Source organism: Pseudomonas sp. GL_103, assembly GCF_057835175.1.
The window spans coordinates 5,789,631-5,802,197 of sequence record NZ_CM174420.1; the positions used below are offsets into that span (position 1 = coordinate 5,789,631).

The 12,567-nt window shown below is 60.9% G+C and carries 10 protein-coding genes; 2 read left to right on the forward strand and 8 right to left on the reverse strand.

The genetic code is table 11. The features are described from left to right. The first annotated feature begins 79 nt into the window (after nucleotides 1-79). On the forward strand, nucleotides 80-955 hold the full coding sequence (locus AC3IP0_RS26160; protein WP_489326224.1) for an RHS repeat-associated core domain-containing protein: 876 nt from the start codon (nucleotides 80-82) through the stop codon (nucleotides 953-955). Between the two features lie 238 nt (nucleotides 956-1,193). Here the strand turns inward: AC3IP0_RS26160 and fdhA are convergent, their stop codons facing one another. The 8 genes from fdhA to AC3IP0_RS26200 all read right to left on the reverse strand — a co-directional run bounded on the left by fdhA (nucleotide 1,194) and on the right by AC3IP0_RS26200 (nucleotide 11,295). After that, the gene (gene fdhA, locus AC3IP0_RS26165; RefSeq protein ID WP_477753040.1) at nucleotides 1,194-2,393 is read right to left on the reverse strand and encodes a formaldehyde dehydrogenase, glutathione-independent; all 1,200 of its coding nucleotides are present in this window, start codon (nucleotides 2,391-2,393) and stop codon (nucleotides 1,194-1,196) included. Between the two features lie 201 nt (nucleotides 2,394-2,594). Continuing rightward, complete coding sequence (gene purU / locus AC3IP0_RS26170; protein WP_007981374.1) at nucleotides 2,595-3,452, reverse strand: formyltetrahydrofolate deformylase; 858 nt, start codon at nucleotides 3,450-3,452, stop codon at nucleotides 2,595-2,597. Between the two features lie 169 nt (nucleotides 3,453-3,621). Beyond that, nucleotides 3,622-4,254: a sarcosine oxidase subunit gamma gene (locus AC3IP0_RS26175; RefSeq protein ID WP_489317478.1), complete on the reverse strand. Its 633-nt coding sequence runs from the start codon at nucleotides 4,252-4,254 to the stop codon at nucleotides 3,622-3,624. A gap of 154 nt (nucleotides 4,255-4,408) precedes the next feature. Further along, nucleotides 4,409-7,426 (reverse strand): sarcosine oxidase subunit alpha, encoded by a 3,018-nt coding sequence (locus tag AC3IP0_RS26180; RefSeq protein WP_489317479.1) that lies wholly within the window; start codon nucleotides 7,424-7,426, stop codon nucleotides 4,409-4,411. Continuing rightward, nucleotides 7,423-7,752, reverse strand: a complete 330-nt coding sequence (locus AC3IP0_RS26185) for a sarcosine oxidase subunit delta (RefSeq protein WP_046039383.1) — start codon at nucleotides 7,750-7,752, stop codon at nucleotides 7,423-7,425. The genes AC3IP0_RS26180 and AC3IP0_RS26185 overlap by 4 nt, the downstream gene beginning before the upstream one ends. 14 nt (nucleotides 7,753-7,766) lie before the next feature. Continuing rightward, nucleotides 7,767-9,017 carry a sarcosine oxidase subunit beta gene (locus AC3IP0_RS26190; RefSeq protein WP_007947735.1) on the reverse strand — a complete coding sequence of 417 codons (1,251 nt, stop codon included), beginning with the start codon at nucleotides 9,015-9,017 and terminating at the stop codon, nucleotides 7,767-7,769. Between the two features lie 23 nt (nucleotides 9,018-9,040). After that, entirely contained in the window at nucleotides 9,041-10,294 is a 1,254-nt protein-coding gene (glyA, locus tag AC3IP0_RS26195; RefSeq protein WP_046039380.1) for a serine hydroxymethyltransferase, read from the reverse strand. A 284-nt stretch (nucleotides 10,295-10,578) separates the two neighbouring features. Continuing rightward, nucleotides 10,579-11,295 carry a TraX family protein gene (locus AC3IP0_RS26200; protein ID WP_489317480.1) on the reverse strand — a complete coding sequence of 239 codons (717 nt, stop codon included), beginning with the start codon at nucleotides 11,293-11,295 and terminating at the stop codon, nucleotides 10,579-10,581. 156 nt (nucleotides 11,296-11,451) lie between these two features. Between AC3IP0_RS26200 and AC3IP0_RS26205 the strand changes: the two genes are divergently transcribed. Next, nucleotides 11,452-12,492 (forward strand): threonine aldolase family protein, encoded by a 1,041-nt coding sequence (locus AC3IP0_RS26205; protein WP_489317481.1) that lies wholly within the window; start codon nucleotides 11,452-11,454, stop codon nucleotides 12,490-12,492. Nucleotides 12,493-12,567: the final 75 nt, after the last annotated feature.

Genomic DNA, 12,567 nt, shown 5'->3' on the forward strand with positions numbered 1-12,567 from the left:
CAGATCTGCTAGTGGGCGGCTCTGTTCGAATTCGCCACAGTAAAACCCTGAATCGACAAACTCCTTCAGGAACCCGGCCATGCTCCCCAATCGAGAATCCCTGCTCTGCCGCTACCACTACGACCCGCTGGATCGTCTGGTTGATTGCACTCTCTCTGCGCAGGCCCCCACCCGACGCTTTTACCTGAAAGATCGTCTGGCCACCGAGATTCAAGACGCGGTGCAGCGTTCGATCATGCAGCACGACGATCAACTGCTGGCTCAGCAGCAGCGTCAGAGTGGGGCCGTGGAAGCGCGCTTGCTTGCCACTGATCAACAGCGTTCGGTTTTGAATGTACTTGATGTCGATCGACCGCATCCCATGATCTACACGCCTTATGGACATTGCCCGATGGGGAACGGTTTGCTCAGCCTGCTCGGCTTCAACGGCGAGTGGCCAGATCTGGTGACAGGGTGTTATCTGTTGGGGAATGGCTATCGGACGTTTAATCCGGTGTTGATGCGCTTCAACAGTCCAGATAGCTGGAGTCCGTTTGGGGAGGGCGGGTTGAATAGCTATGTATACTGCTACGGAAATCCTAGCAATAAAACAGATCCCTCTGGACACGCGGCAATAGCTCTATGGGCAGTCGTGCGGAAAAACTTGAAATTTTTAATCGGTAAAGGTGAGCAAGTAACTACTCTTGTCCGTCGACCACTAAAAGTGGCAGGCCGAGCAACCAAGCGTTCAGCTGAGGATGCTTTTCAGCGGGGAATAAAAGAGATACCGATACAAAAAGTCGCGCCTACTCAGCGCACGCCCGTCTTGGTGGTGCCGCCAACTCTCTCCCGAAACCTGCAGAACTCCATCGTCAATCAAACAGCGAGCCCAGCGACCATTGCAAACCAATCTCAAACCAATCCCGGTAACTCCGCTCTAACGGCGCAAAACACCAGCGCAACATCTAGATGTTAATATAGAAAGAAATATAACAATACGAACACTAACGGACAGCGGTTACTCCGACCCTTTTATCATGAATATTCTAAATCGAAACTTAAGAGTGACTCCGGGCACAAGTGGGACTAGAGCTAACTTCTCACCCCCTCCTCGAAACAATGGAACCGAAAACTAAACATGCACCCTTCAATCAATTAGATTCTCTCAGTAAAAGGGCGACTGTATGTCGCCCTTTTACCTTAGCAAAAGGCCCTTACGCCGCACTAAACATCTTATGCGGATCAATCACAAACTTCTTCGGCACGCCCGCATCGAACTCGCCATAACCCTGCGGTGCCTGATCCAGGCTGATCACCTGAACGCCCACCACTTCGGCGATGTTGATGCGGTCCCACATGATCGCTTGCATGAGCGCGCGGTTGTACTTCATCACCGGGGTCTGGCCGGTGTGGAAGCTGTGGGATTTGGCCCAGCCCAGACCGAAGCGGATGCTCAGGCTGCCCATTTTCGCAGCAGCGTCGACAGCACCCGGGTCTTCGGTCACGTAGAGGCCGGGGATACCGATCTTGCCTGCCACACGTACCACGCCCATCAGCGAGTTGAGCACGGTGGCCGGGGCTTCGTGTTTCACGCCGTCATGGCCGTGGCCACGGGCTTCGAAGCCGACGGCGTCGATGGCGCAATCCACTTCCGGTTCGCCCAGCAGTGCGGCGATCTGTTCGTGCAGCGGCGTGTCCAGGGACAGGTCGGCGATTTCAAAACCCTGGGCCTTGGCGTGAGCCAGGCGAACGGTGTTGACGTCACCGATGATCACCACCGCCGCACCCAGCAGGCGAGCGGATGCGGCCGCCGCCAGACCGACCGGACCGGCACCGGCGATGTACACGGTGCTGCCCGGGCCGACGCCAGCGGTCACTGCGCCGTGATAGCCGGTCGGCAGGATGTCGGAGAGGCAGGTCAGGTCGCGGATTTTTTCCATCGCCCGGTCGCGATCCGGCAGTTTCAGCAGGTTGAAGTCGGCGTACGGCACCATGGCGTATTCGGCCTGGCCACCGGTCCAGTCGCCCATGTCGACGTAACCATAAGCACCGCCCGGACGCGCCGGGTTAACGCTGAGGCAGACACCGGTGTGCATTTCTTTGCAGGAACGGCAGCGCCCGCAAGCCACGTTGAACGGTACGGACACCAGGTCGCCGATATTCAGGTTCTCGACGTCGCTGCCCTTCTCGATCACTTCGCCAGTGATCTCATGACCCAGCACCAGGCCGGTTTGCGCCGTGGTACGACCGCGCACCATGTGTTGGTCGGAACCACAGATGTTGGTGGACACCACACGCAGGATGACAGCGTGTTCAATCTTCCTGCCGCGCGGGTCCTGCATTTTCGGATAGTCAATACTCTGCACTTCGACCTTGCCAGCGCCGAGATACACCACACCACGATTGCCAGACATGCTTTCACCTCGCTGTTGTTTTTATGGAACCGCGTTGCCCAGGCAGGCAGCGCGTTAAGTGCTCTGGTTATTGCCTGTTGTCTTGTGTTGTCTGTTATGGCCCCATCGCGAGCAAGCTCGCTCCCACAGTGGACCGGGGTGGACACAAGATATGTGAACGACACAAAACCCTGTGGGAGCGAGCTTGCTCGCGATGGCGATTTAAAGAACGACCGTACGATTGGCGTTCAAAAACACTCGTCTCTCAATGTGATACCCAACCGCCCGGGCCAGGGTCAGCCCTTCGATATCCCGCCCCTTGGCGATCAGATCTTCCGGATAATGGCTGTGGTCCACTGCCTCGACGCCCTGGGCAATGATCGGGCCTTCATCCAGGTCGTTGTTGATGTAATGCGCGGTGGCGCCCACCAGTTTCACGCCCTTGTTGTAGGCCTGGTGATAGGGCTTGGCGCCCTTGAAACCCGGCAGCAAGGAGTGGTGAATGTTGATCGCCTTGCCATCGAGCTTGCGGCACAGCTCCGGCGACAGCACCTGCATGTAGCGCGCAAGGATCACCAGTTCCGCACCGGACTCTTCGATGACCTGCCATACCTGACGTTCCTGGGACGGCTTGTCGTTCGGGTCCAGCGGGAAGTGGTAGTACGGAATCTGGTGCCAGTCGGCCAGCGGCTTGAGGTCCGGGTGGTTGGAGACCACCGCGGCGACGTCCATCGACAACTGGCCGATGCGCTGGCGATAGAGCAAGTCGTTGAGGCAGTGATCGGCCTTGGAAACCATGATGACCACTTTCGGCCGATAGTTCGGCGCGGTCAGCTCGAAGATCATGCCGAAGGCTTCACCGCGCTCGGCCAGGCCCGCGCGGAACGACTGCTCGTCGAAACCGTCAGGCTGGCGGAATTCCACACGAATGAAGAAACGGCCCGAGAGCCGATCATCGAAAGAATGGTGCTCGGTGACGTAGCAGCCCTGCTCGAACAGAAAGCGGGTCACCGCGTCCACGGTGCCGAGCACGCTGGGGCAGTCGGCGGTCAGAATCCATGTGTCTGGGGCGCGGCTCATAGTGCGGTGACTCCTGTGAAATCTGTAAACGGAACAGCCTTCCTGTAGGAGCGAGCCTGCTCGCGATGGACATCAACGATGACGCGCACTTCCTGATTTAACGCGTCGCTCTCAAGTCCATCGCGAGCAAGCTCGCTCCCACAGGGTTTGTCTCCACGTTCAGTTGTGATTACGCCTGAACGCTAAGCCCATACTCGGCAGAAGCGTCCTGCAACCACAACCACCAGTAATCCGAGAAGCTGCGACGAATCAGCAGCTCCCAGGTGTCTTCGGCGGTGTGACGGATCATCAGCTGCGACTTGGCGAACACCGTGCCGACGGCTTTGCCCACCGGGAAGTTGTTCGGGTGCACGTCGTAGCTGGTGGACTTCATCAGCACCTGGCGCACGTTCGGGCCGCTCAGTTCGAGGAGTTGCTGGCCGCCGCTGACGTTGACGATTGCAATGTGTAGATCACCCAGCGCTGCGCGCAGTTTTTGCTCGGCGACCAGTTCTTCACCGGTCGGCACGATCAGCAGCCACTCATCCGGCCCCATCCATTGCAGGCTGGTTTCGCCTTTGACGATGACGCTCAGCGCGCCCGGCAACTCGATGCCCAGGGCCTTGTGCACACCGGCGGCAAACGCGGCATCGTGGCCATCGCCACGGATGGTCAGGTGACCGAGGAGTTTCTTTTCACGCACGGTCACGCCGGCGTTCTTGCGGCCCTTGCCCACCAGGCTGGCGAGGTCGGCGTGATGCAGCGACGACTCGGCCTTGGCCCCGGAGGTTGGGCGTTGTTGGTAAACATTGGCTGCGGTCATAAAGCACCTTTCCTGAATTCTGTTGGTTCTAGCCTTGTGGTGGCTGAACTACCGCCTTCGCGAGCAAGCCCGCTCCCACATTTGACCGCATTCCCCTGTGGGAGCGGGCTTGCTCGCGAAAGCGGCAGCCAGCACACCACAGGACCCGAGGTCATTAAACGTTCTGGCGTTCGCCTTTCGGATCGAAGAACACCGAAGAAACGATTTCCGCCTCGATCACGCTGCCGTCGGCCAGCGGTGCGAACACTCGCTCGCCCATCCGCTGCAACCCGCCCTTGACCACGCCCATGGCGAATGAATAGCCCAGGGAGTTGTGCAGGTAACTGGAAGTCACGTGACCAACCATGGTCATCGGGATGGCTTGCTTGGTGTTGAACACCAGTTGCGCGCCTTCCGGCAGCCATTTGTTCGGATCGATCGGCTTCAGGCCAACCAGTTGCTTGCGCTGATCACGCACGCAATCTTCACGGTTCATGCCGCGCCAGCCGATCCACGAGAACGGTTTGGTGCGACCGACACACCAGCCCATGTTCAGGTCGTCCGGGGTCATCGAGCTGTCAGTGTCCTGACCGACGATGATGAAGCCCTTCTCGGCCCGCAGCACGTGCATGGTTTCAGTGCCGTACGGGGTCAGGTTGTACTTCTTGCCGGCGTCGACGATTTTTTCCAGCACGCCCATGGCGTAGTCGGCTTGCACGTTGACTTCGTATGACAGCTCACCGGTAAACGAAATCCGGAATACCCGCGCCGGCACACCACCCACCAGACCTTCTTTCCAGGTCATGAACGGGAAAGCTTCGCTGCTCAGGTCGATGTCGGTGACTTCAGCGAGCAACTTGCGGCTGTTCGGCCCGGACAGGGTCATGGTCGCCCAGTGGTCGGTGACGGAAGTGAAGTACACCTTCATGTCCGGCCATTCGGTCTGGTGGTACAGCTCCAGCCACTGAAGTACGCGAGCCGCGCCGCCAGTGGTGGTGGTCATGACGAAATGGTTGTCGGCCAGGCAAGCCGTCACGCCGTCGTCGAAGACCATGCCGTCTTCTTTGCACATCAGGCCGTAACGGGCCTTGCCAACATCGAGCTTGGTCCAGGCGTTGGTGTAGACGCGGTTGAGGAACTCACGCGCATCCGGGCCCTGGATGTCGATCTTGCCCAGGGTCGAAGCGTCCAGCAGGCCGACGCTGTCGCGCACGGCTTTGCATTCGCGCTTCACCGCGGCATGCAGGTCTTCACCGGATTTCGGGAAGTACCAAGGACGTTTCCACTGGCCGACGTCTTCGAACTCGGCGCCGTTTTTCAGGTGCCATTGATGCAGCGCGGTGTAACGCACAGGCTCGAAGATGTGCCCACAGTGACGACCGGCCACGGCGCCGAAAGTCACCGGCGTGTAGTTCGGGCGAAACATGGTGGTGCCCATCTGCGGGATGGTCACGTTCAGCGAGCGGGCAGCGATGGCCAGGCCGTTGACGTTGCCGAGCTTGCCCTGATCGGTGCCGAAGCCCAGCGCGGTGTAGCGCTTGACGTGTTCGACCGACTCGAAGCCCTCGCGGGTCGCCAGTTCGATGGCGGCGGCGGTGACGTCGTTTTGCAGGTCGACGAATTGCTTCGGCGCCCGTGCGGTGTTCTTTTCATGGGGTACCTGGAACAGCGCCAGGGTCGGCTCTTCCAGACGGCTCAGGGCTTTCGGCAACACGCCTTCAACCGACTGGAAGCCGGCTTCGGCAGCAGCGCGAACGCCACCTTCAAAACCGTCGGCCAGAGAATCGCCGAGGCCGTAAACGCCGTTGATGCCACCGACGCACACGCGTTTCTGCGGTGCTTCACCCGGTACGAAACCGAGGATGTCTTCGCGCCAGATCGGCTTGCCACCCAAGTGCGAAGCCAGGTGAACCACCGGGCTGTAGCCACCGGAGCTGGCCACCACGTCGCATTCAAGCCATTCGCCAGGGCTGGTCACGGTGTGGGCTTTGACATCGATGGCGGCCACACGGGCAGCGGTCACGTGCTTGCTGCCACGGGCCTCGATCACGGCGCTGCCGGTGAGGATGCGGATGCCTTTGGCGCGTGCTTCTTCCACCAGCGCACCACGGGGATTGCTGCGGGCGTCGGCAATGGCCACCACTTGCAGGCTGGCATCGAGCCAATCCAGGGCAACGCGGTAGGCGTGGTCGTTGTTGGTCGACAGCACCAGCTTCTTGCCCGGTGCCACGCCGTAACGACGCACGTAGGTCGAGATAGCGCCGGCGAGCATGTTGCCCGGCACGTCGTTGTTGCCGTAGACCAATGGACGCTCGTGAGCACCGGTCGCCAGCACCACGCGAGTGGCGCGAACCCGGTGAATGCGCTGACGCACCTGGCCAATCGGTGCGCGGTCGCCGAGGTGATCGGTCAGGCGCTCGTGAATGGTCAGGAAGTTGTGGTCGTGGTAGCCGTTGACGGTGGCGCGCGGCAACAGCAGCACGTCCGGGGTGTTCTTCAGTTCGTCGATGACGCTGGCCACCCACTCCATCGCCGGCTTGCCGTCGAGGCTTTCGCGGGAGTCGAGCAGGCTGCCGCCGAACTCTTCCTGTTCGTCAGCCAGGATCACACGGGCACCGCTGCGCGCAGCGGCCAGTGCAGCGGCCAGACCTGCAGGGCCGGCACCGACGATCAGCACGTCGCAGTGCTGGTTCATGTAGTCGTAGGTGTCCGGATCGTTCTCGGTCGGCGAGCGGCCCAGGCCGGCAGCCTTGCGGATGTACTTCTCGTAGGTCATCCAGAACGATTGCGGGTACATGAAGGTTTTGTAGTAGAAGCCCGGCGGCATCAGCTTGCCGCCGACCTTGCCGAGAATCCCCATCATGTCGTTGTTCACGCTCGGCCAGCCGTTGGTGCTGGTGGCGACCAGGCCTTGGTACAGCGCCTGTTGCGTGGCGCGTACGTTCGGGATCTGCGTGGCTTCGGTGGCGCCGATCTGCAGCACCGCGTTCGGCTCTTCAGCGCCCGCAGCGAAGATGCCGCGGGGACGGGAATACTTGAAGCTGCGACCGATGATGTCGACGCCGTTGGCCAGCAGTGCAGCGGCCAGGGAATCGCCTTCGAAGCCTTTGTAGTTCTGGCCGTTGAAGGTGAAGGTCAAGACTTTGTTGCGGTCGATCCGTCCGCCATTGGACAGGCGATTGATCTGGCTCATACCTTCTCTCCCAGAGCCGTGCTGGCCGCTTTCGGGCTATCGGTCTTGTCGGTGAATTGTGGCTTGGTGCCGATCTTGTAGGTTTCGAGAATCTCGTAGGTCACGGTGTCGCGGGTGACGTTGAAGTACTGACGGCAACCGGCGACGTGATCCCACAGCTCGTGGTGCAGACCGCGCGGGTTATCGCGGAAGAACATGTAGTCGCCCCACTCCTCGTCGGTGCAGGTGTTCGGATCCAGTGGGCGCGGGATGTGCGCCTGGCCGGATGCATGGAATTCCTCTTCGGAGCGCAGTTCGCCGCAGTGAGGACAGAAGATATGCAACATGGGGATTTCTCCTGTTAGTGGGCAACCGCAGCAGCGCCGTGTTCATCGATCAACGCACCGTTGTGGAAACGGTCGATGGAGAAAGGTGCAGCCAATGGGTGCATTTCACCCTTGGCCAGGCTCGCGGCAAACACGTTGCCCGAACCAGGTGTGGCCTTGAAGCCGCCGGTGCCCCAACCGCAGTTGAAGAACATGTTCGGTACCGGGGTTTTCGAAATGATCGGGCAGGCATCCGGCGTGGTGTCGACGATGCCGCCCCACTGACGGTTCATGCGTACCCGCGACAGCACCGGGAACATCTCGACGATGGCCTGGATGGTGTGCTCGATCACCGGGTAAGAACCACGCTGGCCGTAGCCGTTGTAGCCGTCGATACCGGCGCCGATCACCAGGTCGCCCTTGTCGGACTGGCTGATGTAGCCGTGTACGGCGTTGGACATGATCACGCTGTCGATAATCGGCTTGATCGGCTCGGACACCAGCGCTTGCAGCGGGTGGGATTCGATCGGCAGGCGGAAACCGGCGAGCTTGGCCATGTGCCCGGAGTTACCGGCGGTCACTACGCCGACGCGCTTGGCGCCGATGAAGCCCTTGTTGGTTTCAACGCCGATGCACACGCCGTTTTCCTTGCGGAAACCGATCACTTCGGTCTGCTGGATCAGGTCCACACCGAGGGCGTCGGCGGCCCGGGCAAAGCCCCAGGCCACGGCATCGTGACGGGCCACGCCGCCGCGACGCTGGACGGTGGCGCCCATCACCGGATAGCGGGTGTTCTTGGAGCAGTCGAGGTACGGAATCTCGTCGGCAACCTGTTTGGCATCGAGCAGTTCACCGTCGACGCCATTGAGGCGGTTGGCGCTGACCCGACGCTCGGAATCACGGATGTCCTGCAGGGTGTGGCACAGGTTGTAGACGCCGCGCTGGGAGAACATCACGTTGTAGTTCAGGTCCTGGGACAGGCCTTCCCACAGTTTCATCGCGTGTTCGTACAGGTGCGCCGACTCGTCCCACAGGTAGTTGGAGCGAACGATGGTGGTGTTGCGCGCGGTGTTACCGCCGCCCAGCCAGCCTTTCTCGACCACGGCCACGTTGGTGATGCCGTGTTCCTTGGCCAGGTAGTAGGCCGTGGCCAGACCATGCCCGCCACCACCGACAATGACCACGTCGTAGACCTTTTTAGGGGTCGGCGTGCGCCACATTTTCTGCCAGTTTTCATGATGGCTGAGAGAGTGTTTGAAGAGGCCGAAGCCCGAGTAGCGTTGCATAGTCATTTACTCCAAAACCGCACTCAGCGATAAACCGGGAAGTCCGCGCACAGGGCTGCCACTTGCTCGGCGACATTGGCCTCGACATCGGCGTCGCCGAGGTTGTCGAGGATGTCGCAGATCCAGCCGGCCAGCGTGACGCACTGGGTCACCTTGAAGCCGCGCGTGGTGACCGCCGGGGTGCCGATGCGCAGGCCAGAGGTCACGAACGGCGACTGTGGATCGTTCGGGACAGCGTTCTTGTTCACAGTGATGTGGGCGCGACCGAGGGCTGCGTCCGCCTCTTTGCCGGTCAGGCCCTGACGGATCAGGCTGACCAGGAACAGGTGGTTGTCGGTACCGCCGGACACTACATCGTAGCCGCGTTTGATAAACACGCCGGCCATGGCCTGGGCGTTGTCGATCACTTGCTGCTGGTAAACCTTGAAGCCAGGCTCCAGCGCTTCCTTGAAGCACACTGCCTTACCGGCGATCACGTGCATCAGCGGGCCGCCCTGGGCACCCGGGAAAACTGCCGCGTTGAGCTTCTTCTCGATTTCTTCGTTGGACTTGGCCAGGATCAGGCCGCCACGCGGACCGCGCAGGGTCTTGTGGGTAGTAGTGGTGACCACATCGGCGTAAGGCAGCGGGTTCGGGTACAGGCCGGCAGCGACCAGACCGGCCACGTGGGCCATGTCGACGAACAGCAGTGCACCGACCTTGTCGGCGATCTGGCGGAAGCGCGGGAAGTCCAGGGTCTTGGAGTAGGCCGAGAAGCCGGCAACGATCATCTTCGGCTTGCACTCGACGGCCAGGCGCTCGACTTCGTCGTAATCGATCAGACCGGTCTTGGTGTCGATGCCGTACTGCACGGCGTTGTACAGCTTGCCCGAGGACGACACTTTGGCGCCGTGGGTCAGGTGACCGCCGTGGGCCAGGCTCATGCCGAGGATGGTGTCGCCGGCTTGCAGCAGGGCCAGGTACACGGCGCTGTTGGCCGAGGAACCGGAGTGCGGCTGCACGTTGGCGTAATCGGCGCCGAACAGTTGCTTGGCGCGCTCGATGGCCAGCGCCTCAACTTTGTCGACGTGCTCGCAGCCACCGTAGTAGCGCTTGCCCGGATAGCCTTCGGCATATTTGTTGGTCAGGCCGCTGCCTTGCGCTTCCATCACGCGCTTGCTGGTGTAGTTCTCCGACGCGATCAGCTCGATGTGATCTTCCTGACGTTGCTCCTCGGCATTCATCGCCGCCAGCAGTGCATCGTCGTAACCCTGGATCTGGTCTTGCTTGCTGAACATCGCGTCTCTCCCAGCGGCGGCAGTGCGCCATTCGTCTCGGTGAGGCACTGGCGTTTCGGCAGTGCCCTTTGGTAGCGATGGTATGACTGGCTTGGAGTCGTCAAATGCCTACGGACGCCACGCAAAGGTGCGTTTACGACATGGGAAGAAATGGCTGGCCGAACACGACCGTCGATCCGGCGCAGATCCCCTGTGGGAGCGAGCTTGCTCGCGATAGCGGCGCCACATTCGGTAATGATGGTGGCTGACCCACCGCTATCGCGAGCAGGCTCACTCCTACAGGGTCAGGCGATGGCCTGTCGCACTGCGAGCAACACCAGGAAATGCAAGGGATAGAGCGCATACGCCCAGCGCCGCATCGGCGGTGGTTTTACGCCCTTTGCATGTCGCAACAAGAACAGCCCGAGCCATGGCGCAATCAGACACGCGACGATGGCCGGAATCGCCGCGACATTGCCCAGGCGAGTGGCGTGATACAGCACCTGCCACTGATTGGCCGCCAGGCATACCAACCCCGCCAACAGTGCGAAATACCAGGGCCGTTGCAGTACCAGCAGCATCGCCAGCGGCAACAGCACGCCAAAGAAACCGAACATCAAGCGCTGGGAGAAAAACCCTGCCAGCAGCACCGCGCCAACGGCGAGCAGGCGCGAGGCAAGCACCGGCTGCTGCCAGCCACGAATCACCAGCAAGCCCAAGGCAAGGGTGGGCAGCACGTTCAAGGTGTCGGGATTGGGAATGTACATCCGGTAAGGAATTTCACTCACCGCGCTAAACAGCAACAACCAGCCCAGATAGCGCCACTGGCCACCGGTCGTCGTAGTCCGCGCGCGCGCCAGATTGGCCGCCATCGCCAGGCAGAACCACGGAAACGCCAGGCGTCCCGGCACATACAACAGATCGGCGGAATAACCGACATATCGCAGGTGATCGAGCACCATGCAGAGCAGCGCCAGCCACTTGAGCAGATCCAGTGCCCCGTCGCGCTGCTTTAAGTGCATGGCCTTGTGCATCGTCATGTGCATAATTGCCCTTCGACTGTGTATGTTCCTGACAGCGACATCCTGTGCGCTCCACCTGACGATCTTGGGTACAGTGCGCACCCTCATTGACCACGGGACGCTTCACCATAGGCATCTCGACCACGGAAGCAGGCCATGACCGACAAGAGCCAACAATTCGCCAGCGACAACTATTCCGGCATCTGCCCTGAAGCCTGGGCGGCCATGGAACAGGCCAACCACGGCCACCAGCGCGCTTACGGCGACGACGAGTGGACCGCCCGCGCGTCCGACGATTTCCGCAAACTGTTCGAAACCGACTGCGAAGTGTTCTTTGCCTTCAACGGCACCGCCGCCAACTCGCTGGCCCTGTCGTCGCTGTGCCAGAGTTACCACAGCGTGATCTGCTCGGAAACCGCCCACGTCGAAACCGACGAATGCGGCGCCCCGGAATTCTTCTCCAACGGCTCCAAACTGCTGATCGCCCGTACTGAAAACGGCAAGCTGACCCCGGAATCGATCCGCGAGGTCGCGCTCAAGCGCCAGGACATCCACTACCCGAAACCCCGCGTCGTGACCCTGACCCAGGCCACCGAAGTCGGCAGTGTCTACACCCCGGACGAAATCCGCGCCATCAGCGCCACCTGCAAGGAACTGGGCCTGAACCTGCACATGGACGGCGCGCGTTTCTCCAACGCCTGCGCATTCCTCGGCTGCACCCCGGCCGACCTGACCTGGAAGGCCGGCGTCGACGTGCTGTGCTTTGGCGGCACGAAAAACGGTATGGCGGTGGGCGAGGCGATTCTGTTCTTCAATCACAAGCTGGCTGAAGACTTCGATTACCGCTGCAAGCAGGCCGGGCAGCTGGCGTCGAAAATGCGCTTCCTTTCGGCGCCTTGGGTCGGGATCCTGGAAAACGACGCCTGGCTCAAATACGCCAACCACGCCAACCACTGCGCGCAATTGCTCGCCGAACTGGTCAGCGACATCCCCGGCGTGGAGCTGATGTTCCCGGTACAGGCCAACGGCGTGTTCCTGCAACTGTCGGAACCGGCCATCGCCGCACTGACCGCCAAGGGCTGGCGCTTCTATACCTTCATCGGCAACGGCGGCGCACGCTTCATGTGCTCGTGGGACACCGAGGAAGAGCGCGTACGTGAACTGGCCCGCGACATCCGCCAGGTCATGACCGCCTGACCCTCATCCCGTAGGAGCTGCCGCAGGCTGCTCCTACAAGAACCTCGCTGCATCCCTCCACCTTGAAAGACATCG